Source organism: Candidatus Accumulibacter sp. ACC012, from assembly GCF_907163155.1.
GTDB lineage: Bacteria > Pseudomonadota > Gammaproteobacteria > Burkholderiales > Rhodocyclaceae > Accumulibacter > Accumulibacter delftensis.
Genome location: NZ_CAJQUC010000007.1, coordinates 160,415 through 182,343, shown reverse-complemented (window position 1 = coordinate 182,343; position 21,929 = coordinate 160,415). Strand labels below are relative to the sequence as shown.

24 protein-coding genes are annotated in these 21,929 nt (G+C 64.3%); 12 read left to right on the top strand and 12 right to left on the bottom strand.

The annotated features are described in order from the left end of the window. Positions 1 to 30: 30 nt before the first annotated feature. Positions 31 to 549: a hypothetical protein gene (locus QZ648_RS09525; RefSeq protein WP_169066783.1), complete on the bottom strand. Its 519-nt coding sequence runs from the start codon at positions 547 to 549 to the stop codon at positions 31 to 33. Positions 550 to 786: 237 nt separating this feature from the next. Between QZ648_RS09525 and QZ648_RS09520 the strand changes: the two genes are divergently transcribed. From QZ648_RS09520 to pssA, 5 genes are all read left to right on the top strand, one after another. Further along, complete coding sequence (locus tag QZ648_RS09520) at positions 787 to 1,386, top strand: septal ring lytic transglycosylase RlpA family protein (RefSeq protein ID WP_291996844.1); 600 nt, start codon at positions 787 to 789, stop codon at positions 1,384 to 1,386. A 136-nt stretch (positions 1,387 to 1,522) separates the two neighbouring features. Continuing rightward, positions 1,523 to 2,695 (top strand): 2-methylcitrate synthase, encoded by a 1,173-nt coding sequence (prpC, locus tag QZ648_RS09515; RefSeq protein WP_291996843.1) that lies wholly within the window; start codon positions 1,523 to 1,525, stop codon positions 2,693 to 2,695. 99 nt (positions 2,696 to 2,794) lie between these two features. Further along, entirely contained in the window at positions 2,795 to 4,237 is a 1,443-nt protein-coding gene (locus QZ648_RS09510; RefSeq protein ID WP_169065299.1) for a bifunctional 2-methylcitrate dehydratase/aconitate hydratase, read from the top strand. Positions 4,238 to 4,326: 89 nt separating this feature from the next. After that, on the top strand, positions 4,327 to 4,512 hold the full coding sequence (locus QZ648_RS09505; RefSeq protein ID WP_291996842.1) for a DUF5668 domain-containing protein: 186 nt from the start codon (positions 4,327 to 4,329) through the stop codon (positions 4,510 to 4,512). Positions 4,513 to 4,524: 12 nt separating this feature from the next. Beyond that, positions 4,525 to 5,940 carry a CDP-diacylglycerol--serine O-phosphatidyltransferase gene (pssA, locus tag QZ648_RS09500; RefSeq protein WP_291996841.1) on the top strand — a complete coding sequence of 472 codons (1,416 nt, stop codon included), beginning with the start codon at positions 4,525 to 4,527 and terminating at the stop codon, positions 5,938 to 5,940. A 112-nt stretch (positions 5,941 to 6,052) separates the two neighbouring features. On the opposite strand, the gene QZ648_RS09495 is transcribed toward pssA, so the two are convergent. The 11 genes from QZ648_RS09495 to ccmA all read right to left on the bottom strand — a co-directional run bounded on the left by QZ648_RS09495 (position 6,053) and on the right by ccmA (position 15,012). Further along, positions 6,053 to 6,892 carry an ethylbenzene dehydrogenase-related protein gene (locus QZ648_RS09495; RefSeq protein ID WP_291996840.1) on the bottom strand — a complete coding sequence of 280 codons (840 nt, stop codon included), beginning with the start codon at positions 6,890 to 6,892 and terminating at the stop codon, positions 6,053 to 6,055. A gap of 110 nt (positions 6,893 to 7,002) precedes the next feature. Continuing rightward, positions 7,003 to 7,608 (bottom strand): NapC/NirT family cytochrome c, encoded by a 606-nt coding sequence (locus QZ648_RS09490; RefSeq protein WP_169065301.1) that lies wholly within the window; start codon positions 7,606 to 7,608, stop codon positions 7,003 to 7,005. A 165-nt stretch (positions 7,609 to 7,773) separates the two neighbouring features. After that, entirely contained in the window at positions 7,774 to 8,988 is a 1,215-nt protein-coding gene (gene ccmI / locus QZ648_RS09485; protein ID WP_169065302.1) for a c-type cytochrome biogenesis protein CcmI, read from the bottom strand. Further along, positions 8,985 to 9,470 (bottom strand): cytochrome c-type biogenesis protein, encoded by a 486-nt coding sequence (locus QZ648_RS09480; protein ID WP_169065303.1) that lies wholly within the window; start codon positions 9,468 to 9,470, stop codon positions 8,985 to 8,987. The genes ccmI and QZ648_RS09480 overlap by 4 nt, the downstream gene beginning before the upstream one ends. Next, positions 9,467 to 10,051, bottom strand: a complete 585-nt coding sequence (locus QZ648_RS09475; protein ID WP_169065304.1) for a DsbE family thiol:disulfide interchange protein — start codon at positions 10,049 to 10,051, stop codon at positions 9,467 to 9,469. The genes QZ648_RS09480 and QZ648_RS09475 overlap by 4 nt, the downstream gene beginning before the upstream one ends. 9 nt (positions 10,052 to 10,060) lie before the next feature. Further along, positions 10,061 to 12,073 (bottom strand): heme lyase CcmF/NrfE family subunit, encoded by a 2,013-nt coding sequence (locus QZ648_RS09470; RefSeq protein WP_169065305.1) that lies wholly within the window; start codon positions 12,071 to 12,073, stop codon positions 10,061 to 10,063. Between the two features lie 24 nt (positions 12,074 to 12,097). Further along, entirely contained in the window at positions 12,098 to 12,580 is a 483-nt protein-coding gene (gene ccmE, locus QZ648_RS09465) for a cytochrome c maturation protein CcmE (protein WP_169065306.1), read from the bottom strand. Continuing rightward, a complete protein-coding gene (gene ccmD, locus QZ648_RS09460; protein ID WP_169065307.1) occupies positions 12,577 to 12,816 on the bottom strand; it encodes a heme exporter protein CcmD in 240 nt (79 codons plus the stop codon). The genes ccmE and ccmD overlap by 4 nt, the downstream gene beginning before the upstream one ends. A 106-nt stretch (positions 12,817 to 12,922) precedes the next feature. Further along, entirely contained in the window at positions 12,923 to 13,693 is a 771-nt protein-coding gene (ccmC, locus tag QZ648_RS09455) for a heme ABC transporter permease CcmC (RefSeq protein WP_291996839.1), read from the bottom strand. After that, positions 13,694 to 14,362 (bottom strand): heme exporter protein CcmB, encoded by a 669-nt coding sequence (gene ccmB, locus QZ648_RS09450; RefSeq protein ID WP_169065309.1) that lies wholly within the window; start codon positions 14,360 to 14,362, stop codon positions 13,694 to 13,696. 8 nt (positions 14,363 to 14,370) lie between these two features. Continuing rightward, complete coding sequence (gene ccmA / locus QZ648_RS09445) at positions 14,371 to 15,012, bottom strand: cytochrome c biogenesis heme-transporting ATPase CcmA (RefSeq protein WP_169065310.1); 642 nt, start codon at positions 15,010 to 15,012, stop codon at positions 14,371 to 14,373. A gap of 336 nt (positions 15,013 to 15,348) precedes the next feature. Here ccmA and QZ648_RS09440 point away from each other — a divergent pair, with 336 nt between their 5' ends. The 7 genes from QZ648_RS09440 (at position 15,349) to hypE (ending at position 21,919) form a co-directional block, all read left to right on the top strand. Beyond that, a complete protein-coding gene (locus QZ648_RS09440; RefSeq protein WP_169065311.1) occupies positions 15,349 to 15,504 on the top strand; it encodes a hypothetical protein in 156 nt (51 codons plus the stop codon). After that, a complete protein-coding gene (gene hypA / locus QZ648_RS09435; RefSeq protein WP_169065312.1) occupies positions 15,497 to 15,838 on the top strand; it encodes a hydrogenase maturation nickel metallochaperone HypA in 342 nt (113 codons plus the stop codon). Before QZ648_RS09440 ends, hypA begins: the two co-directional genes overlap by 8 nt. A 17-nt stretch (positions 15,839 to 15,855) precedes the next feature. Then, the gene (gene hypB / locus QZ648_RS09430) at positions 15,856 to 16,884 is read left to right on the top strand and encodes a hydrogenase nickel incorporation protein HypB (protein ID WP_291996838.1); all 1,029 of its coding nucleotides are present in this window, start codon (positions 15,856 to 15,858) and stop codon (positions 16,882 to 16,884) included. A 1-nt stretch (position 16,885) separates the two neighbouring features. Further along, the gene (gene hypF, locus QZ648_RS09425; protein WP_169065314.1) at positions 16,886 to 19,189 is read left to right on the top strand and encodes a carbamoyltransferase HypF; all 2,304 of its coding nucleotides are present in this window, start codon (positions 16,886 to 16,888) and stop codon (positions 19,187 to 19,189) included. A gap of 14 nt (positions 19,190 to 19,203) precedes the next feature. Next, the gene (locus QZ648_RS09420) at positions 19,204 to 19,452 is read left to right on the top strand and encodes a HypC/HybG/HupF family hydrogenase formation chaperone (protein ID WP_169065315.1); all 249 of its coding nucleotides are present in this window, start codon (positions 19,204 to 19,206) and stop codon (positions 19,450 to 19,452) included. 209 nt (positions 19,453 to 19,661) lie between these two features. Continuing rightward, on the top strand, positions 19,662 to 20,873 hold the full coding sequence (gene hypD / locus QZ648_RS09415; RefSeq protein ID WP_291996837.1) for a hydrogenase formation protein HypD: 1,212 nt from the start codon (positions 19,662 to 19,664) through the stop codon (positions 20,871 to 20,873). Then, the gene (gene hypE / locus QZ648_RS09410) at positions 20,870 to 21,919 is read left to right on the top strand and encodes a hydrogenase expression/formation protein HypE (protein ID WP_169065317.1); all 1,050 of its coding nucleotides are present in this window, start codon (positions 20,870 to 20,872) and stop codon (positions 21,917 to 21,919) included. The genes hypD and hypE overlap by 4 nt, the downstream gene beginning before the upstream one ends. The last annotated feature ends 10 nt before the right edge of the window (positions 21,920 to 21,929 follow it).

The following is a 21,929-nucleotide window of genomic DNA, read 5'->3' as shown; positions in this document are numbered from 1 at the left end:
TGGCTGGGTCGCTTGCCTGATCCGCAGCGCTCAGTTGTAGCGCATGAAGCGCGTCGGGTAGTGGGCCGTGGCCCAGGCCATGAACAGATACTTGGCGGTCTTGCCGATGGCCACCGCGGCGAGAATCCCCAGCGACGAGACGTCGGCCAGCGCGCAGAAGAGCAGCGCCGGGGTTTGTGGCATCGGTGAGCCGGCGATGATCAGGACTGCCAGCAGGCCCCAGTCTTGCAGCCATTCGCTGGCCCGCTGCCAGACCTCCATGCTCACCAGTTCAGGGTAGCGGGCAGCGATGAATTCCCCGCCCAGGTACTGGAAGATCTCGACCAGCACGGCGGCTCCGCAGCCGCTGGCCAGGCCGCAGAGCAGGCCGAGTGTCCGCCAGCGCCGGGGTGCCAGGAGCACGGCCGGGATCAGTACGGCGACGAAGGGGAAGCTGAAGGTGATCGTGGTCACAAAAGCGATGGTCGCAACGACCAGCGAATAGTGGCGATAGCCGACGCTGCGCATCAGCAGCGTGCGCAGGCGGTTGGGAAGCAGATGAGTTTTCATTTGCGCATTTCAGGGTAGTGCCGCGTTTCAGTGGCTTGCCGGCTGGCGGCAAGCCGGCGGCCGCGGCGATCGATTTGCGGCTTGTGCGGGCGCCCGCGAGCAGGCTATCCTTACGCGGTCGCACCATTACTGGTCAGCGGGTGCCGCCGCGGAGGGAGTTTTCATGCGCCGTTTTGCACAAAGTTGGGATTGTAAACGCTCTGCCGAGCAATGCGCAGGCTTTGGCGCCGGCCGCCGTTGGCTGCTAGCTGGCAGGCTGCAGCCGGCGATGCTGGCCAGGGTCAGCGTTCGGTGAAGCGGCTGTTCGGGCTGCTCGCCCTGGCCTTGACCTTCGCCGCGTTTTCGGGACTGGCCCTGGGAGAATCATCGACGGTCCTCAAGATGAGTGGTGAGTGGCCGGAAAAGCCGTCAATCCTGGTCGGTCGCGCGAGTTTCTACGGGAAACGATTTACCGGCCGCAAGACCGCCTCTGGCAAGGCCTTTCATCACGAGAACCTGTCGGCGGCCAGTAATCGCTTCCCGCTCGGTACGCTGGTTGCCGTTCGCCGCCCTTTTTCCGCCTCCTGCGTGGTGGTCAGGATCAACGATCGCATGGGCCATCGCGGCCGTGTCATCGACCTGTCGCGGGCCGCGGCCGAGTTCCTGGGAATGGTCGAAGTGGGGGTCACCGATGTGGAAATCGTTCCGCTGCCAAAACCCTTGCTGGGGCACGAACGCGCTTGTACCCTGGCCTTCCTGCCACCGCCACGCCTGCCCGCCGCAGAAGGTCTGCGGTCGGACAGTGCTGCTGACGCCCGGCTTGCCGGGGGCCAGGAGTCGGACAACTTCGGGGACTGAGATCCGCGAGTGGGCGGGCGCATGCCGGCCACCGTCAAGCGATCGAGTCGATAGCGCGTAGCGGCGCTTGACCGCGAGTGCCAAGCTCGGGAATACTCGTCGGCAGCGTGCCGGCTTGCTGACCAGAGGAGGGGGGATGAACGAGGTGCTCAAGAACCAAGTGCCCGAGAGCGAAGTGCCCAAAGGTAAAAAGTCGGTCGCGCTGTCGGGCGTGGTGGCCGGCAACACGGCGATCTGTTCGGTCGGCCGCCTCGGCAACGATCTCCACTACCGCGGCTACGATGTCATCGCCCTGGCCGAGCACGCCACTTTCGAAGAAGTGGCCTATCTGCTGCTCTACGGGCGCTTGCCGAGTCTGAACCAGCTCAACCAGTACCGCAAGAAACTGAAGACCTTGCGCGGGCTGCCGGTGCGCCTGCGACCGGTGCTCGAAAACCTGCCGGCGTCGGCGCATCCGACTGATGTGCTGCGCAGCGGCTGCTCGGCGCTGGGTACCATTCTGCCCGAGGCGCAGGATCACAACCCCGGTGGCGCGCGCGAGATCGCCGACCGTCTGATTGCCAGCTTCGGGTCGATGCTGCTGTACTGGTATCACTGGTCGCACAATGGCCGGCGCATCGAAACGGAGACCGACGACGACTCGATCGCGGCGCACTTTCTGCACCTCCTCTGCGGCAAGGCGCCTTCGGCGCTGCACGCCAGTAGCCTCGACAAGTCGCTGGTGCTCTATGCCGAGCACGAGTTCAACGCCTCGACCTTCACCGCGAGAACCATCGCCGGCACCGGCGCCGACCTCTACGCCGCGGTCAGCGGCGCCATCGGGGCGCTCAGCGGGCCTCGACATGGCGGCGCCAACGAAGCCGCGTTCGAGATTCAGAGCCGCTATAACGATCCGCAGCACGCCGAGAGTGACATCTGCAGCCGGCTGGCCAGGCGGGAAATCATCATTGGCTTCGGTCACCCCTTGTACACCATCGCCGACCCGCGTCACAAGGTGATCCGTGCCGTCGCGCAGCAACTGTGCAGCGATGGCGACAATCAGGCGCTGTTCGACATCGCCAGTGGCATCGAGCAGGTGATGTGGGAGCAGAAACGGATGTTCCCCAATGTCGATTGGTTCTCGGGTGTCGTTTACCACATGTTGGCGGTGCCGACGCCGATGTTCACGCCGCTGTTCGTGATGGCGCGGATCAGTGGCTGGGCAGCACACATCATCGAGCAACGCATAGACGGCAAGCTGATTCGTCCGTCGGCCGAGTACGTCGGGCCGGAGGTGCAGGAATTTGTTCCCCTGGCGCAACGGAAATAGAGCCCTGTCGCGCGCATCTGCCAGGCGGCCGAAAAGGCTCCCGCAGTCGCTGTTTCGTCGTTCGTCGGGATAGTCCGGCACGGCACCAGGAGAAGCAAGATGTCGTCACGAATTCCAGATACCCGCCCCGATCCAGACGCGCTACTGGTCGCTATCGCCGACTACGTCCTGGACTACAAGATCGAGTCCAGTAGCGCCTTCAATACCGCCCGCTATTGCCTGGTCGATGCCCTCGGCTGCGGACTCGAAGCGCTCGCCTACCCGGCCTGCAGCAAGCTGCTCGGAGCGGTCGTCCCAGGCACGATGGTCCCGCATGGCGCACGCGTCCCGGGTACCTCGTTCCAGCTTGACCCGATCCAGGCGGCCTTCAACATCGGCACGATGATTCGCTGGCTGGACTTTAACGATACCTGGCTGGCGGCCGAATGGGGCCATCCCTCGGATAACCTCGGCGGCATTCTGGCGACTGCCGACTGGTTGTCGCGGACTCGTCTTGCCAACGGCCAGGCGCCGCTGCAGATGCGCCAGGTGCTCGAAGCCATGATCAAGGCTTACGAGATTCAGGGTGTGCTGGCGCTGGAGAACAGCTTCAATCGCGTCGGTCTGGATCACGTGCTGCTGGTCAAGGTGGCCACCGCGGCCGTATGCACCTGGCTGCTGGGTGGCGGGCGGGCGCAGATCATCAACGCCGTCTCGCAGGCTTTCGTCGATGGACAGCCGCTGCGCACCTATCGGCACGCACCGAACACCGGTTCGCGCAAGTCCTGGGCTGCCGGCGATGCGACCGCGCGTGGCGTCATGCTGGCCTTGTTTTCGGTGAAGGGTGAAATGGGTTATCCGAGTGCGCTGACGGCCAGGACCTGGGGTTTCCAGGAGGCGCTGTTCAAGGGGCAAGCCTTGCGTGTGCCACGACCGTACGGCAGCTACGTGATCGAGAACGTCCTCTTCAAGATCAGTTTTCCCGCCGAGTTTCACGCCCAGACGGCGGTCGAATGTGCGGTGGACTTGCACCCGCAGGTGCTGGAAGCGCTCGCCGGCATCGACAAGGTCGTCATTCGCACGCACGAATCGGCGCTGCGCATCATCGACAAGAAAGGGCCGCTGCATAATCCCGCGGATCGTGATCATTGCCTGCAGTACATGGTTGCCTATGCGCTCATCAACGGCGAACTCAGCGCTGACGCGTACGAGGACGAAGCCGCGGCAGACCCGCGCATTGACGCCTTGCGCGCCAAAATCGAGGTCGTCGAAGACGCACGCTTCTCGGCGGACTATCTGAATCCCGAGAAGCGTTCGATTGCCAACGCGTTACAGATCTTCTTTAGCGATGGCAGTCAGACAGACGAACTGCTCTGCGAATATCCTCTGGGCCACCGTCGTCGGCGTGCGGAGGGTATTCCGGTGCTGCTCGATAAGTTCAGGAAGCATCTGGCACGCCGATTCAGCCCCGAGCAGCAGGCTGTCATCCTCGAGTCGTCGCTCGACGTACGCGGGCTGGGGACGCTGGCGGTGAACGATTACGTCGATCACTATGTGCTGTAGTCCTGTAGTCCTGTAGTCCTGTCGTCGTGGCGGTGCGTGCGTGCGCTGCTTCGGGGAAGCGGGCCGCCGCGCAGTCGGGAGGAATGAAGATGAGAGGAAATTTCGCCGCCATCGCGCTGGTCGTGATGGGGGGGCTGGCTCTGGCCAGCAACCTGGGCCTGTTTGACGCCGATCTGGGGCAATTGCTGCGTACCTGGTGGCCTTTGCTGCTGATCATCCTGGGCGTTGGAATGTTTCTGGCGCCCGGCACCGAGCAGCGGAGAAAAGGTGATTAGGCGGGCCGCTCGGTGATCGCCGCGCTGTTTGGCCGCTGGCGCAGCCGAGGCAAGCGCACGACCGCGCTGGAAGCCTTGCCCTGCATTCCGGTCGTGGCGCAGCGCGTGCTCACCCTGCCTGGCCCGGAAGAGTTTCGCGAGAAGCTACTGGCCCTGATTGCTGCTGCTCGTGAGCGAATTCTGATCAGCACGCTGTATCTCCAGGATGATGACGCGGGCCGGGAAGTGCTTTCGGCCCTCTATGCCGCCAAGGCCACATGGCCGGTGCTGCAGATCGCGATCTTTGTCGATTGGCACCGCGCCCAGCGCGGTCTGATCGGCAAGGCACGGAGTGCCGGCAATGCTGCTCTTTATTCGGAGATGGCTGGCCGCCTCGGGCCGGGCGTGCCGATCTACGGCGTACCGGTGCAAAAGCGCGAGCTCATGGGGGTGATGCACCTGAAGGGTTTCGTCATCGACGACACTGTTCTTTACAGCGGTGCCAGTATCAACGACATCTACTTGCATCGCCATCAGCGTTATCGGCTGGATCGCTATCATCTGATCGATAGTCGCCAAGTCGCGGACAGTCTCGCCGGACTGATGATTGAAGTGCTGCGGCCGGATCCGGCCGTGTGCGCGCTGGATGCCGCGCACAGGCCAAAGACCTCGTCGCTGCACCACGCGATTGGCGATTTGCGGCGAACTCTTGCGCACAGCAGCTACCTCACCGCTGCCGCTTCTGTCCCTGCTTCGGCGCCCACTTGCGAGCCTGTTTTCGCGCCGATCGGCGCTGGCCAGGTCGGCATCACGCCCTTGCTTGGCCTGGGCACGCGGGGCAACGCGCTGAATGCAGTGGTGCTGCAGTTGATCGAGCGCGCCGAGCGACGCCTGGTGCTGTTTACGCCTTATTTCAATCTCCCGCGCCCGGTACGACGGGCGATCGACGAGAAAATTCGGCAGCGCTGCCAGGTGACCATCGTCGTTGGGGACAAGACGGCCAACGACTACTACATCCCCGTTGACGAGCCCTTCTCGACGATCGGTGCGCTGCCCTACCTCTATGAGGCCAATCTGCGTCGCTTCTGCAAGGCGCACCAGAAGGCAGTCGATCAGGGCATTCTCGACCTGTACCTCTGGCGTCATGACGGGCACAGCTTTCACCTAAAGGGTCTGCTGGTCGATGACGATTACGCGCTGCTCACGGGCAGCAACATCAACCCGCGGGCGTGGCGCCTTGACCTCGAGAACGGGCTGCTGATTCACGACCCGCAGCACTGTCTGCGCGAGCAGCACGAAGCGGAACTCGCGCGCATCCTGGCGCACGCACAGCGACTGGCTCACCACCGCGCCCTCGACGCTGTCGATAGCTACCCGGCGCCGGTCCAGCGCCTGCTCAAGCGCCTGGCTCGTACGCGTACCGATCACCTGGTGAACCAACTCCTCTGATCGACCGCGCAGCTGCCAAGGGCGCCGCACGGCCGACCAGCCGCGCTGGAAAAAAGCGAGGCGAAAAAAAAGCAGGGCCGTAGCCCTGCTTTTCGTACGCGCGGTGGATCGTTTACTGCTTGGCGGACTTCACGTCGGCATCGACACCGAAGCCCATGGTGTAGCCCATCGAGACGTGATGGAAACGACCGGTGGCATGGTCGGCGTGGACGGCGACGCCGAAGGGTACGGCCTTGCCTTCGGCCAGAGCACCCGACAGCTTGCGGGTGAAAGTCACCGTGTAGGTATCGCCGGACTTGCCGCCTTCAACCTGCACATTGGCGGTACCGCCTTCCATTTTGCGGCTGTCGCTCACCGAGCCATCGACGGCTTTGGCGCCCGCGGCACTTTTCCACTGCATCAACTCGTAGGCACCAGTCCGCGTGTACTTGGTCTTCTTGTCGTCGCCTTCTGGCATCGTGCGTGCGTCACCGTGACAGGTTGCCCAGCAGCCGACCTGGTCACCCTTGGGAACCTCGGCGTTGGCGAACATGACCGCCACCTTGACTTCATTTTCCTTGTCGGCGGGGTCGAAAGCGCCGGCCGGTGCCTTGAAGCTTACCCGTACATAGGCGTTTTCCTTGTCATACGCCGACTGGATGGTGACCGGGAAACTCATCGTTTTCGGTGCACCCTTGGGCTCGAGTTCCTTGCTCGCCAGACGCTTCATGTCGAAGTTGAGGCCGCCTTTTTCTTCGTGGCAACCGACGCAGCTTTCACCTTTGTTGATGCCGGTACGCCCGCTGTGGTCCGACTTCTTCATCACCCATTCGACTGGCGTTACGCCAGCGTGGAAAACCTGAACGGTGCGCTTGGGAACCTTGCTCCAGTCAGGGGCAGCCGCCTGTGCCAACTGCGAACCGAAGGCCAGCAAGGCACCGAACAGGGCCAGGGAAACGGTCGTTTTTTTCATTTCACACTCCATTCAGGATTGATACGGTTATCACTGCGCAAGGCTGGCAGAGTATTGCTGCCTGCCCCGTCGCAGATAAGGTCGACTGTAGCTTGCTTCGGCTGCGGCGACTAGAAGGTGGCGTCCCCTTCCTCTTCTTCCTCTTCCGGCATGTTCTTCGGCTTGCTGTGCGCGATGCCCTTGTGGCAGTCGATGCAGGTTTGCTTGTCGTCCTGGCCGATTTTGTGCATCTTGGACGCGCGTGCTTTCTGCTTTTCGATGTCCATCGCCGTGAACGAGTGGCAGTTACGGCACTCGCGCGAGTCGCTGGCTTTCATGCGCGCCCACTCGTTGGTCGCCAGTTGGAGACGCTTGGCTTCGAACTTCTCCGGAGTGTCGATCGTTCCCATGACCTTACCATAGAGTTCGCGGCTGGCCTGGACTTTGCGAATCATCTTGTGCGTCCAGTCCTTGGGAACGTGGCAGTCGGAACAGTAAGCGCGCACACCGGTACGGTTGCTGTAGTGGATGGTCTTCTTGTATTCCTGATAGACGTTGTCCTTCATCTCGTGACAGCCGATGCAGAACTCGAGGGTGTTGGTGGCTTCCATGGCGGTGTTGAAACCACCCCAGAAGAACACGCCGGAGACGAAGCCGGCCGTAAGCAGCGTCAGTAGCGAGTACTTGATGCTTGGACGTTTGAGTGTTGCCCAGAATCCTGAGCTGTTATCTGACACGATACTTCCCTCCCCTTATGCTTTTCCGCGAAACGCCTTTTGGCCAGCGCCAAGGCTGCCGAGAGTCTAGCGGAGGAGGGCGCGCCGGCGGTTTGATCTAGGTTAACAAACCGGGAAATCGCGCCACCAGGCGCTCTTTACTGGCCTTGGCGACCTGAGGAGGGCTCAGGGTTGCACCTGGTCAATCAGCAGGCGCAGGCCCTGGCTGCCGGGTTTGACGCCGCTGAGCGTGCCGAACAGGTCACCGCTCGAACTCTGCGCCTTGCCGGCCTTGGCGACCCGTGCCTCGATGCTGACAGTCTTGAAATCGGAGAGCTTCTTGCCGCCGGCAAGGGCCATCGAGTCGTCGAAGCGGAAGCGCAGCGGCAGGTCGCCAACCCTTGCGCGGGTCGCGGCGAGCGGCATACGCGGACCTTCGTCGGGGCGCGCAAAGACGAACAGCACGTCGTCCGGACTGGCCTGGCCAGCGACTTCGCCGCTCAGCGTCACTTCGCCGCTGACTGCGCTGCCGTTGGCAACGGCTGTCTGGCCGGCGGGCGCAGCCGCCGCACCCTGCGCGGCGATCGCGCGCGCCCGTTCGACGGCTGCTGCGAGTGCCTTGGCCTCTTCCGAGCCGGGTTCGATTTGTGCCAACAAGCGTGCCCAGTAGTCGGCGGCAAGGGCGAACTGCTGTCGGTCGCTGGCGGCGGCGCCGGCCAGCAGCAAGGCCTGCGGTTCGTTGGGGTCGATCTTCAGCGCGCGTTCGACCAGTTCGGTCGGTTTGCCCTGCAGGTCCCCACCCTGGCTGCGGCTGAGGACCTCGGCATAATCGGCGAGCAGTTCCGGATTCTGGTCGACCAGCGCACCAGCCCGGCCATAGGCTTCGGCTGCCTGCGGAAAACGCTCCAGGACCTTGTAGGACCGCGCCAGCATCAGCCAGCCCTTGCTGTCGTCGGGGTTCTCCTTGAGCTTCTCGACCAGCCCCGCAACCATGCCCTCGATCTGTTGCGGTGTGATCCGCGCCTGTCGCTGCAGCGGATCGAGCGCTTGTTGATTACCCAGTAAAGCATAGCCGCCTGCCGCAGCCAGCGGCAGGACGACGAGCAAGGCCAGGGCCGTCTTGCGGCCCGGGCGGGTCTCGCTCGGTGCGCTTGCCGCTGGCTGAACTTCGTCGAGCAGGCGACGCTGCAACTCGTTCTGTGCCTGCTCGAAATCGGCTAAAGCAAGCGAGCCGTTCTCCCGCTCGCGCTCGAGTTCGGCGAGCTGGTCGCGAAAAATGGCCAGATTCGCTTCGCGGTGGTCAGCCCCTGTGGACGGTTTCGGCGCGCGCAGCAGCGGCGGCAACAGAATGGCAATAACGGCGACGATAAGCAGCGCCGCGAAAAGAATGAAACTGGTCATGAACGTCCTTGACGGGAGTCGTTGTCGTGTAGCAGCGCCTCGGCCTGGTGGTGCTCTGCGGCGCTTAGTGGCGAATCTGTGATGGCCCGGTCACGGCGGCGCAGGTAACGCAGCAGCGCCGCAAAGGCAAGGACGAAGAGCACGCCCGGCCCAAACCACAGCAATAGCGTCGTCCCCTTGAGTGGCGGCCGGTAGCGCACGAAGTCACCATAGCGGCTGACCATGAACTCCATGATTTCGTCGTCGCTCTTGCCGGCGTCGATCAGCGTGCGGATCTCGCGGCGCAGGTCGTTGGCCAATTCCGCGTGTGAGCCGGCCAGCGATTCGTTTTGGCAGACCAGGCAGCGCAGCTCCGTGGAAATCTCGAGCAGGCGTTTCTCGGTGACGGGGTTCTCGGCGAGCGGCTGCGCTTCGCCCGCGTATACGGCGCCAGCGCTGCCGCCGAGCAACGCGAAGAGCAGCGCGATCAGCAGTTGTCTCATTTCGAGAGCTCCGCAATCAGCGGCAGAATCTTGCTCGACAGGGACTCGGGAGTGATTGGGCCGGTGTGCTTCATGCGGATGATTCCCGCCTTGTCGATGACGTAGGTTTCGGGCACCCCATAGACGCCGTAGTCGATGCCGACGCGGCCGTCGATGTCCAGCGCGGAGAGCGTGTAGGGGTCGCCGTGTTGGCGGAGCCAGGCGTTGGCGCGCTCGATGGCCATGCCTTCTTCCTGGTCCGCGGGCACTTTGTCCATGTCGATCGCGCCGTCGCCGCGGACTTCCTTGTAGTTCAAGCCGACCAGCGGTGCGCTATGCCGTTTCGCCAGTTCGACCAGTAGCGGATGTTCCTGTCGGCAGGAGACGCACCACGAAGCCCAGACGTTCAGCAGCCAGACCTTGCCGAGCATGTCGCGGGGCGAGAACTGCTCTTCCGGCGCCTGCAGCCGCGGTAGCGAGAAGGCCGGTGCCGGCTTGCCGACCAGCGGCGAAGGCACGTCGCGGGGGTTGAGGGTGAGCCCGACGCCGAGCAGGACGACGAGAACGATGAAGCCGATCAGCGGCCAGAGAAACCGGTTCATGGCCTGTCCTCAGGCGTTTTGCGCGTTTTGAACCAGCGCCGTGGCGCCAGTCGCCGAGCTGGCTGCCGCAGCGCGCGCCTTGATTCGATAACGGCGGTCGCTCATCGCCAATAGCCCACCGAGAGCCATCAGCACGCAGCCGCCCCAGATCCAGTCGACAAAAGGCTTGTAATAGACGCGTACGGCCCACGCTGCTTCGGGTTTGGCCTTGTCGATCGGTTCGCCGAGCGAGACGTAGACGTCGCGCAGGATGCCGCTATCGATTGCCGCTTCGGTCATCGGCATTGATGAGGCGACATAGAAGCGTTTCTCCGGGAAGATCTTGCGAATCACCCGTTCGTCCTTGCGCAGATCGATGTCGCCGACCAGGGCCCGATAGTTGGGCCCCTGCTTTTCGCGCACACCGTTGAACACGAAGCTGTAACCGCCGACGCTGATCGTGTCGCCGAGTTCCATCTTGACGTCCTTCTCTTGCTCATAGGCGCTGACCATGGTCACCCCGACGATGAAGACCGAGATCCCGATGTGCGCCAGGTGCATCCCGAAGAAGCTGCGCGGTTGCCGGCTTGCGGTGCTCAGGAAGGAGCTCCCGGCGCGGGTCGACTGGACGCGTTCGACAATGCTCAGCAGGGAACTGAAAACGATCCAGCTGGCCAGCAGGAGGCTGAGCGCGACCAGCGGCTTCCACTCGCCGTGCAGGAAAGGCGCCGCGATACCGACCAGCGCCGCGGCCAGAAAAGCCCAGCGCAGGGTGCGCGCGAGTTCGCCGACGCTGGCGTGTTTCCAGCGCGCGAACGGCGCGACGCCCATCAGGAAGGCGGCCGGCAACATCAGCGGCACGAAGACGGCGTCGAAGTAGGGGGGGCCGACCGACAGCTTGCCGGCGCCGAGGGCGTCGATGAGCAGCGGATAAAGCGTGCCCAGAAGCACCGAAGCGCAGGCCACGACCAGCAGCACATTGTTGGTGAGCAGCAGCGATTCCCGCGAGAGCAGGCCGAAACGGCCGCCGAGACCGACCTTGGGCGCCCGCCAGGCAAACAGCGCCAGCGAGCCGCCGATGACCACCACCAGGAAAGCGAGAATGAAGACGCCGCGGCCCGGGTCGGTAGCGAAGGCGTGTACCGAAGTCAGGACTCCGGAGCGGACCAGGAAAGTGCCGAGCAGCGACAGCGAAAACGCCGAGATCGCCAGCAGTACCGTCCAGTTCTTGAAACTGCCGCGTTTTTCGGTGACCGCCAGCGAGTGCAGCAGCGCCGTGCCGACCAGCCAGGGCATGAAGGAGGCGTTCTCGACCGGATCCCAGAACCACCAGCCGCCCCAGCCGAGTTCGTAGTAGGCCCACCATGAGCCGAGCGCAATGCCCAGGGTCAGGAAAATCCATGCCGCGGTGGTCCATGGCCGTGACCAGCGTGCCCAGGCGGCGTCGAGCTGGCCCGAAAGCAGCGCGGCGATGGCGAAGGCGAAGGCCACCGAGAAGCCCACGTAGCCCATGTACAGCATCGGCGGATGAATGATCAGGCCGGGGTCCTGCAACAGCGGATTCAGGTCTCGCCCTTCCTCTGCGCCGGGCAGCAGGCGGTCGAAGGGATTCGAGGTGAGCAGGATGAAGAGCAGGAAGCCGGCGGTCACCAGACCGAGAACGCCGAGCACGCGCGCGACCATGTGCTCGGGAAGCTGCTGCGAGCGCACGGCGACGGCCAGCGCCCAGAGCACCAGCATCATCACCCACAGCAGCAGCGAGCCTTCGTGTCCGCCCCAGACTGCGGCAACGCGGTACTGCATGGGCAGCAGGGTGTTCGAATGCTGTACGACATAGAGTACCGAGAAGTCGTTTTGCACGAAGGCCGTGGTCAGGCAGCCAAAAGCAACGGCCAGCAGTAGCGCCTGCGCGACCGCCGCCGGCCGCGCCAGGGCGATCCATTGCTGCCGGCCAGTGTGCGCGCCGATCAGTGGCAGGGTGCCTTGCGCCAGGGCCACGCAAAGCGCGAGGATCAGTGCGAAGTTGCCGAGTTCAGGGATCATCAGTCTATTGTCCGAATGTGCGCACTATTGCTTGATGGTGGTCTGGCTGGCGGCTTCTACTGCCGCCTTGTTGGCCGCTGCCCGTTCGTGGGCGTCGCCGACTGCCTTCGCCGCTTCGGGCGGCATGTAGTTCTCGTCGTGCTTGGCGAGCACTTCCGAGGCGGTGAACAGACCGCCGTCGCCGAGCTTGCCCTGCGCGACGACGCCCTTGCCTTCGCGGAAGAGATCGGGGAGGATTCCCTGATAGGCGACCGTCATTTCCTTGTCCGTGTCGGTGACCACGAAACGCAGGGTGATGCCATCGGGCTGACGCTCCAGCGAGCCTTCCTTGACCATGCCACCGATGCGGAAGCTCTTACCGGTCGGGGCTTCGCCAGCGGCGACCTGAGTCGGTGAAAAGAAGAACACCAGATTGCTCTGGAAGGCATTGAGGACCAGCATGGCGGCAATGCCGAGAATGGCCAGGCCGCCGACGATCAAGGCGATGCGCTTGTGACGAGGTTTCAAGCTTTACTCCTGTGGGGTGTTGCGACGCGCTGCGACGTTTGCGTCGAGGCGCGGTTCTCCGCTTCCGCGCGCTCGGCACGGAACTGGCGTTTGAGGCGCGCGACCAGTGTCTTCCGACCGCGTACCAGCAGCATCGGTTCCGCAAGCATCAGCAGGGCCATCACCACCACCGAGCCCCACACGTAGAGACCGTGGTTGCCCATTGCCAGGAAGTCGGCAAAGCTGTTCCAGTGCATGTGCTTACTCCTTACCGTGAAAGTCGCGTACGCGGCTCACGAAGCTCCCTTCTCCCCCGTGCGGGAGAAGGGTTGGGGAAGAGGGGAACGGTCGCGACTTTCATGGTCAGGAGTGTCTCGACATGTCGTGACCGTTGCCGCTGAGCAGCTCGCGCACCCAGTCGGTGTGTCGTTCGCGTTCGAGCATGATCGTGCGTACGCGCATCAGGGCGATGGCGATGCTGTACATCCAGCAGGCCAGCGCGCAGAGCAGCATGCCCCAGAGCATCATGGCGGCCATGCTGGGGGCCTTGGTCAGGCTCACCGAAGCGCCCTGATGCAGGGTGTTCCACCACTTGACAGAGAAATAGATGATCGGAATGTTCACTACCCCGACCAGTGCCAGGATGGCGCCGGCCTTGTCGGCCCGGCGCGGGTCGTCGATGGCTGCCTGCAGGGCGATGAAGCCGATGTACAGGAAAAGGAGGATCAGCTCCGATGTCAGGCGCGCGTCCCACACCCACCAGGTGCCCCACATCGGCTTGCCCCACAGGGCGCCGGTCCATAGCGACAGGAAGGCGAAGAGGGCGCCGGTCGGCGCCAGCGCCGAGGCCATCATTCCCGAGAGGCGGATATTGAATGCCAGCCCGATACCGGCCCAGAAAGCCATGACCAGATAGATGAACATCGACAACCAGGACGCGGGCACGTGCAGGAAGATGATCCGATAGCCTTCGCCCTGCTGCGCGTCGGTTGGCGCGATGAGGAAGCCGATCGCCAGTCCGGCAATGCCGAACAGCGCAGCGAGCGCCCAGAACCAGGGGATCAACTTGCCGGCGAGTGGGTAGAAAGTCTGCGGACTGGCGTATTTGTACCAGTTGATTACTCTGTCAGTCATTTATTCCAGGGCAACTCTGAGAGCCGCGGCAGTGGGCCACGGCGCAAAAAACATGCCGCCCAGCGCGAGGGCGCCAAGCAGCGACAAATGGGCTTGCGGTCCCAGCCCGCTGAGCGTCGCATCGACCGCGCCAGCACCGAAGATCAGCACCGGAATGTACAGCGGCAAGACCAGCAGCGACAGTAGCACGCCGCCACCGCGTACGCCCAAGGTCAGCGCGGCGCCGATGGCGCCGATTCCGGACAGCGCCGGCGTGCCGACGAGCAGCGAAACGGTCAGCACCAGCAGCGCGTCCCTGCTCAGGTCGAACTGGATGCCCAGCACCGGGGCCAGGACGACCAGCGGCAGTCCGGCGACCAGCCAGTGGGCGATCACCTTGCCGAGCACGATCACGCCCAGCGGCTGCGGGGCCAGTGCCAGCTGTTCGAGCGTGCCGTCGCGGTGATCGTCGGCAAACAGCCGCGGCAGCGAAAGCATCGTCGCCAGCAGTGCGGCAACCCACAGCACCCCGGGCGCCATGCGCCGCAACTGGTCCGGTTCGGGTCCGACGCCGAGCGGAAAAAGGCTGACCACAATGATGAAAAAGAACATCGCCGCGACGATGTCGGCCTGGCGGCGCATGGCCAGGCGCAGGTCGCGGCCGATTACGGCGCGGAGCAATATTAGCATTTTCTTAACTACTGCGAGCGCTGCGTGGCATCGCTATCGCCAAGCCAGAGTTCACGTACCGCGCCTGCCGGCACGGTGACTGCCTGGTGAGTGGTCAGCACTGCCAGCCCACCGGCCTGTAAATGGGCGCCGATCAGTCCGGCGACGAGTTCGACGGCGACCGGGTCGAGCGCCACGTAGGGTTCGTCGAGGACCCATAGTGCACGCTTTTCGTTGACCAGGCGGGCCAGCGCAGCGCGCCGTTTCTGGCCTTGCGAAAGATAGCGGCAGGCCAGATCCTCGCGGCCGCGCAGACCGACCAGGGCCAGTGCGTCGAGCGCTGCGTCCTCGTCAAGCGCTTCCTGCGCCAGCCTGGCCGACGACAGCAGGTTCTCCAGCGGCGTCAGTTCTTCCTTGATCGCATTCTGGTGGCCGAGGTAGCACAGTTCGCTGCGAAACTCCTCGCCGAGCTTGCCGATCGGGCCGCCACGCCAGCGGATCTCGCCGCTGGCCGCCGGCGTCAGGGCGCAGAGCATGCGCAGCAGGCTGGTCTTGCCGGAGCCGTTTTTTCCCTGCACGTAGAGCATCTCGCCGCCATCAAGCCGAAAGCCGACGCCGGCGAAGAGGCTGCGCTCACCGCGTACGCATTCCAGATTCGAAGCTTCAAGCATGCAGAGGGAAATCCTGGAAAAAGGCGAGGGCCGGCGAGGCCGTATTGTGAAGGCGGCAGTTTAGCCGCGGATTGACCGAAATCAAAATCGATTCAAAGGCTTTTGCTATTGTCGGATGGGACTTTCCGGGAGGGTGACGGTGGAACAGGGTGTTCTGCAGCTGGCTCTGACGTGGAATGGCAGACAAATTCTTGCTGCCGGGGTCGCTTCTACGCGGCCAATGGCAGCGCGTGCACTGCGCGGCTTTTCGTTTGCGCGCGTTCTCGCGTTCTCGAATTCATTCCCTGCTTGTTCAGTCTTTGCCGCTTTGCGCAGGATGTCGCGGCGCGTCTGTGCTTGTCGGCCGCCGACTGCGGGTCGTACTTCGGCGATGACGGTTTTGCCGAACAAACCACATTCTCCGGTGAGGCGGCCGAAACCGGTGTGCTCGCCCGGCAGGCCTTGGCGCTCGAACCCTGTGTGCCCTTCGCGGTGACGGTCAAGGATGCATGAGATGTCGCTGGCCATGGGCGTTCTGCAGATTGTCGAAGAGGCCGCGTTTGAACAGCACTTCCAGCGCGTGAAAACCGTGTTCCTTGAAATCGGCGAACTCGCGGCCGTTGAACCGGAAGCGATGCGTTTCTGTTTCGAGGCCGTGATTCGCGGCACGCTGGCCGAGGGAGCTGTTCTGAAGGTGGTGGAAGTGGCTGGTGAAGGTTTATGTTTTAATTGCCATCAGACGGTGCCCCTTGCGGCCCGTTACGACCCCTGCCCAGCCTGCGGCGGTTACCCGGTTCAAGCAACCGGCGGGACCGAGATGCGGGTCAAGGAGCTGGAGGTCGAATAATAATGAGGAGACAGCAGATGTGTACCACTTGCGGTTGCGGTACCGGGGAGACTCGCGTTGCCGGTAGGGTAGTGCCCGGGCAGGAAGAGGTTCAGCAGGCAGCACGCGGACACGCGCCGCCGCGGTCAACGGCGCTGGGCGGTGGCGGCGCTCAGCGTCGTATGAGCTATGTTGCGCTGGCCGCTGACGGCGAGCACCGCGCACCGGCGCATGGCAGCACTGGCCACGCGCACCACCACGCGCACCCGCATGGCCGCCTCCGCGCCGACGAAGAGGTGGCAGCAGAGGCAAGGACAGCCTCGCGGATGGTACAGATCGAGCGCGACATCCTGGCCAAGAACAACGCCTACGCGGCGCAGAATCGGCGGCGTTTCGACGACCAGGGCATCTTCGCTCTGAATCTGGTGTCCAGTCCGGGTTCGGGAAAGACCAGCCTGCTATGCCGGACGATTGCGGCGCTGCACGCAAAACGGTCGAAACTGCCGATTGCGGTGATCGAGGGCGACCAGCAGAGCAGCCACGATGCCGAACGGATCCGCGCCAGCGGCGCGCCGGCGGTGCAGATCAACACCGGCAAGGGCTGTCATCTGGACGCGCACATGGTTGGCCACGCGGTGGACGAGTTGGCACCGGCCGATGATTCGCTGCTGCTTATCGAAAATGTCGGCAACCTCGTTTGCCCGGCGGCCTTTGATCTTGGCGAGGCACACAAGGTGGTCATCCTTTCAGTGACCGAGGGCGAAGACAAGCCGCTGAAATATTCCGGCATGTTCGCCGCCGCCTCGCTGATGTTGCTCAACAAGATCGATCTCCTGCCGCACGTCTCTTTCAGCGTCGAGCGAGCCATCGCTTACGCCAGGCAGATCAATCCGCAGTTGCAGGTGATCGAGGTTTCGGCGACCACCGGGGAGGGGCTGGAGCAGTGGCTGGCCTGGCTGATTGCTGGCTGCACGGCGCGGCAGGAGAAGAAACAGGGGACGATGGCCGCGCTGCGGCGCCGCATTGTCGAGCTTGAAGTGCAAGCCGCTGCTGCTGCCGGAGGCTGACATGACCGAGAACATGGTTTGCCAGAACATCCGCGTCAGCGGCGTTGTTCAGGGCGTCGGTTTTCGCCCCTTCGTCTGGCGTCTGGCTCGCGAGCTTGGCCTTGGCGGCTGGGTTCGCAACGACTCGCGCGGGGTCGAAATCGAGGTCTGCGGTGCGGCTGAGCAGGTGCAAAGTCTCATCACCCGACTGGAGCGCGAAGCGCCGCCACTGGCCCGAATCAGTGCCGTGGTCGCCCGTGATGCGGCGCCGGCAGCACACGATGGCCGGAACTTCGTGATCATTGACAGCCGCAGTGGCCGGGTGGGGACGATGATCGGGCACGATACGGCGGTCTGCCGTGATTGCCTGGCCGAGACCTTCGAACCCAGCAACCGGCGCTGGCGCTACGCTTTTTCCAACTGCACCAATTGTGGGCCGCGCTACACCATCAGCCGCGGCCTGCCCTACGACCGGGTACGTACCAGCCTCAAGCCTTTTGTCATGTGCCCGAAGTGCCAGCACGAATACCGCAAGCCCGAGGATCGGCGTTTTCACGCCGAGGCCAATTGCTGTCCAAAGTGTGGTCCGCAGCTGCGCCTGGTCGATGCCGAGGCGCAGCCGCTGCCGGGCGACCCGCTGGCCGCGACGCTGGCCCTTCTACGTGCTGGGAAGATTGTCGCCATCAAGGGTCTGGGCGGCTTTCATCTGGCTTGCGATGCCCGCAATGCCGTTGCCGTAGCGCTCCTGCGCGAGCGCAAGCAGCGTGACGAGAAGCCCTTCGTGGTCATGCTCGCCAACGCCGCTTCGGCCGCCAGGTTCGTGCAAATGGGAATCGGCGAGCCGGGATTGCTGACCCTGCCGACGCGTCCGGCGATCCTGATCAAGAAGCGCGGCAACTGCGACGCGGCCTTGCCCGGGGTGGCGCCAGGGCTGAGCTGGCTGGGGGTGATGCTGCCTTACACGCCGCTGCAATTCCTGCTCTTTCACGAAGCGGCAAATCGTCCGCCGGGCCTGGGATGGCTCGACAGGGCGCAGGATCTGGCCCTGGTGATGACCAGCGCCAACCCTGGCGGCGAGCCGCTGGTGGTCGGCAACAATGAAGCCCTGTTGCGCCTCTACGGCATTGCCGACGCTTTCCTGATGCATGATCGCGACATCGTCAGCCGTTGCGACGACAGCGTCGCGCGCATTACTAGTGGTGGCCTGCAGTTCATCCGGCGGGCACGTGGTTACACGCCGCGGGCGATCAAATTGCCTATTTCCGGTCCGTCGGTGCTGGCCGTTGGCGGCTGGTTCAAGAACACCATCTGTGTCACGCGTGGCAATGAGGCTTTCGTTTCGCAACATATTGGCGATCTCGACAACGCCGCGGTCTGCGATTTTCTCGAGGAGAACGTCGCGCAGATGGTGAAACTGCTGGGTGTCGAACCGGCGATCGTCGCACACGATCTGCATCCGGATTTTCACTCGACCCGCTTCGCCGCTGCCTTCGCCGAACAACGTTGCCTGCCGCTGCTCGGTGTACAACACCATCATGCGCATGCCGCGGCCGTTCTCGCTGAACACGGCATGCAGGGCAAAGCGCTGGCCTTGTCGCTGGACGGCGTCGGTGTCGGTACGGATGGTGCGGCCTGGGGTGGCGAATTATTGCGCGTCGATGGCGACAAGTTCGAGCGCCTGGGTTCTTTGGCACCGCTGGCGCTCCCGGGCGGTGACCGCGCCGCCAGCGAGCCCTGGCGAATGGCCGCCGCAGTACTGCATCGACTCGGCCGGGCGAACGAGATCGCCGAGCGCTTTCCCGGGCAGCAAGCGGCGCCGGCTGTGGCACAGATGCTGGCCGCCAATGTCAACTGTCCGCCGACATCGAGCATGGGGCGGATCTTCGATGCTGCTGCCGGTCTGCTCGGGATCAAGGCGGTGATGGCTTACGAAGGCCAGGCGGCGATGTTGCTCGAGGGCCTGGCGCAGCGCTACGGTGAGGTCCTGCCCCTGGATTTGGGCTGGAAGGTTTTCCAGGGGCGGCTCGATCTGCTGCCCTTGCTGGCCGCGCTGGCCGATGAAAAGAACCCCGAGCGCGGTGCTGCACTCTTTCACGCAACGCTGATTGCCGCGCTCGGCGATTGGCTGCGCGTGCTGGTTCCGGGTGAAGAAGCGGTGGTCGGCAGTGGCGGCTGTTTCCTCAACCAGGTGCTGGTTAGCGGTCTGCGCACGCGCTTGAGTGCGCAGGGGATGCGCCTCGTCGAAGCGCGCCAGGTGCCGCCCAACGACGGCGGCTTGAGCGTCGGTCAGGCGTGGGTTGCCTTGCAGCACCTGGCCGGTCGCTAGGGGGGGCGCCGCCGATGTGTTTGGCCTTGCCTTGTCGGATCGTCGAGCTGCGTGCCGGTGAGCAGGCGCTGATCGACGTTGCCGGGGTTGGCAAGGAGATCTCGCTGGCGCTGGTCGAAGACGTGGCCGTCGGCGACTACGTCATCGTGCACGTCGGCTACGCGCTGACCCGGCTCGATCCCGAAGAAGCCGAAAAGACCCTGGCCTTGTTTGCCGAGTTGGGTGAAGCTGCGCGTTACCGTGAAAGTCGCGCAAGCGACTGACGAACCTCCCTTCTCCCCCCGCGGGAGAAGGGCCGGGAAAGAGGGGGGCGGTCATGACTTTCATCATTTTGGCGTATCTCGGCATGTCATGACCGTCGGGAGGCAACACGAACGGTCGTCTGAGGGCCGAAAGAAGCGAGGGTAAAAGCGGAGGGGGTGCGCATGAAGGGGTCGCATGAAGGGCGCTCGGCCAGCAAAAGCGCCGGCCGATGAGGTTCATTGACGAATTTCGAGACGGTGAGCTGGGCCGCGGTCTGGCCGCGGCGATCAGGCAGGCGGCGCGCGCAGATCGCGGCTACTCGTTCATGGAGTTCTGCGGCGGGCACACGCACGCCATCGCCCGCTATGGGCTCTCTGATCTGCTGCCGCCCTCGGTGCGTCTGATTCATGGCCCCGGCTGTCCGGTCTGCGTGCTGCCGATCGGGCGCATCGACATGGCGATTCGCCTTGCCCTCGAGGCCGGTGTCACCCTCTGCAGCTACGGCGACCCGATGCGTGTGCCGGCCTCCGCTAGCCTGTCGCTGATCAAGGCGAAAGCCAAGCTGGGCCGGGGAGTGGGGAGTGTGGAGACTGCGGGGAGCACGGCTGCGGGCGGCGGGATTCGCATGATCTATTCGCCCGCCGACGCCCTGGCACTGGCGCAGCGGCATCCCGAGCGGCAGGTGGTCTTTTTCGCCATCGGCTTCGAAACCACGACACCGCCGACCGCGCTGCTCATCAAGCAGGCGCAGGCGCTCGGCCTGCGCAATTTCTCGGTTCTCTGCTGCCACGTGCTGACGCCGTCGGCGATCGCCAGCATTCTCGAAGCGCCGGAAGTCCGCCGTTGGGGCACGCTGCCTCTCGACGGCTTCATCGGGCCGGCACACGTGTCGACGATCATCGGCACCCGCCCCTACGAATTCTTTGCCGAGGAGTACCGCAAGCCGGTGGTCATCGCCGGCTTCGAGCCCCTCGACGTGATGCAGGCGATCCTGATGCTTATCAAGCAGGTCAACGCCGGCCAGGCGCTGGTCGAGAACGAGTTCTCGCGCGCCGTCAGCCGCGACGGCAACCGCAAGGCGCAGCAACTGGTCTGCGAAGTCTTTGAATTGCGGCGCTCGTTTGCCTGGCGCGGCCTCGGCGAGCTGCCCTATAGCGCGCTGCGCATTCGCCAGGAGTTCGCGGAATTCGACGCCGAGCGCCGCTTCGCGGTGGCCTATCAGGCGGTCGAAGACCATCCGGCGTGCGAGTGCGGCGCCGTTTTGCGCGGCGTCAAGCGGCCTCAGGACTGCCGCATCTTCGGCAGCGTGTGTACCCCGGAAAACCCGGTCGGCGCGTGCATGGTGTCATCCGAAGGCGCCTGCGCCGCGCACTATTCCTTTGGCCGCTTTGTTGATGTCGCCGCGGTTTCTGAAACTCCTGGCTTCGTGGTGGCCCCATGAACGGCGTGCGCAAGGGCTACGTGCGGCCGCTCGACCTGCGCCACGGGGCGGTCGACATGACGCACGGCAGCGGTGGCCGGGCGATGGCACAGCTGATCGAGGAGCTGTTCGCCAAACATCTCGGCAACGACTTTCTCGGCCAGCGCAACGACGGCGCGGTGATGCCCATACCGCCGGGCCGGCTGGTGATGTCCACCGACGGGCACGTCGTTTCGCCGCTCTTCTTCCCCGGCGGCGATATTGGTTGCCTGTCGATCAATGGCACGATCAACGACGTCGCCGTCCTCGGTGCGACGCCGCTTTATCTCGCCGCCGGCTTCATCCTCGAAGAGGGCTTGCCGCTCGCCGACCTGGTGCGCATCGTCGAGTCGATGGCGCGCGCCGCCAGCGAGGCCGGGGTGCCGGTGGTCACCGGCGACACCAAAGTGGTTCAGAAAGGGGCCGGTGACGGCGTGTACATCACCACCACGGGCGTCGGCGTCGTGGCCGACGGCGAGGATTTCTCGGGCGACCGCGCGCGCGCCGGCGACCAGATCATCGTTTCCGGCAGCATTGGCGAGCACGGCATGGCGATCATGGCGCAGCGCGAGGGCCTCGGCTTCGCCGCATCCATCGTTTCCGACACCGCCGCGCTGCATGGCCTGATCGCCGCCATGCGCGCCAGTGGCGCGGCGATCCGCACGCTGCGCGACCCGACGCGCGGCGGCGTGGCGACGACGCTCAACGAGATCGCCCGCCAATCCGGCGTCGGCATGATGCTCCAGGAAAGTGCGCTGCCGGTGCAGGCCGAAGTTGCCGCGGCCTGCGAGTTTCTCGGTCTCGATCCGCTCTACGTGGCCAATGAAGGCAAGCTGCTGGCGATCGTCGCGCCGGAAGACACCGACCGGCTGCTGGCGGCGATGCGTGCCCATCCCCTCGGCCAGCGCGCGGCGCTGATCGGCAGGGTGCATGCCGACGCGCAGCATTTCGTGCAGATGACCACCGCTTTCGGCGGTCGGCGCATCGTCGACTGGCTGACCGGCGAGCAGTTGCCGCGCATCTGCTGAGCGGGGCACG

Coding starts and splice junctions, on each gene's coding strand:
- QZ648_RS09420 (WP_169065315.1), top strand. CDS start 19,204: ATGTGTTTGGCCTTGCCTTGTCGGATCGTCGAGCTGCGTGCCGGTGAG.
- QZ648_RS09480 (WP_169065303.1), bottom strand. CDS start 9,470: ATGAGACAACTGCTGATCGCGCTGCTCTTCGCGTTGCTCGGCGGCAGC.
- hypF (WP_169065314.1), top strand. CDS start 16,886: ATGACCGAGAACATGGTTTGCCAGAACATCCGCGTCAGCGGCGTTGTT.
- ccmC (WP_291996839.1), bottom strand. CDS start 13,693: ATGACTGACAGAGTAATCAACTGGTACAAATACGCCAGTCCGCAGACT.
- ccmB (WP_169065309.1), bottom strand. CDS start 14,362: ATGCTAATATTGCTCCGCGCCGTAATCGGCCGCGACCTGCGCCTGGCC.
- hypD (WP_291996837.1), top strand. CDS start 19,662: ATGAGGTTCATTGACGAATTTCGAGACGGTGAGCTGGGCCGCGGTCTG.
- ccmA (WP_169065310.1), bottom strand. CDS start 15,012: ATGCTTGAAGCTTCGAATCTGGAATGCGTACGCGGTGAGCGCAGCCTC.
- hypB (WP_291996838.1), top strand. CDS start 15,856: ATGTGTACCACTTGCGGTTGCGGTACCGGGGAGACTCGCGTTGCCGGT.
- hypA (WP_169065312.1), top strand. CDS start 15,497: ATGCATGAGATGTCGCTGGCCATGGGCGTTCTGCAGATTGTCGAAGAG.
- QZ648_RS09470 (WP_169065305.1), bottom strand. CDS start 12,073: ATGATCCCTGAACTCGGCAACTTCGCACTGATCCTCGCGCTTTGCGTG.
- QZ648_RS09495 (WP_291996840.1), bottom strand. CDS start 6,892: ATGAAAAAAACGACCGTTTCCCTGGCCCTGTTCGGTGCCTTGCTGGCC.
- prpC (WP_291996843.1), top strand. CDS start 1,523: ATGAACGAGGTGCTCAAGAACCAAGTGCCCGAGAGCGAAGTGCCCAAA.
- QZ648_RS09475 (WP_169065304.1), bottom strand. CDS start 10,051: ATGAACCGGTTTCTCTGGCCGCTGATCGGCTTCATCGTTCTCGTCGTC.
- ccmD (WP_169065307.1), bottom strand. CDS start 12,816: ATGCACTGGAACAGCTTTGCCGACTTCCTGGCAATGGGCAACCACGGT.
- QZ648_RS09510 (WP_169065299.1), top strand. CDS start 2,795: ATGTCGTCACGAATTCCAGATACCCGCCCCGATCCAGACGCGCTACTG.
- hypE (WP_169065317.1), top strand. CDS start 20,870: ATGAACGGCGTGCGCAAGGGCTACGTGCGGCCGCTCGACCTGCGCCAC.
- QZ648_RS09505 (WP_291996842.1), top strand. CDS start 4,327: ATGAGAGGAAATTTCGCCGCCATCGCGCTGGTCGTGATGGGGGGGCTG.
- ccmI (WP_169065302.1), bottom strand. CDS start 8,988: ATGACCAGTTTCATTCTTTTCGCGGCGCTGCTTATCGTCGCCGTTATT.
- QZ648_RS09525 (WP_169066783.1), bottom strand. CDS start 549: ATGAAAACTCATCTGCTTCCCAACCGCCTGCGCACGCTGCTGATGCGC.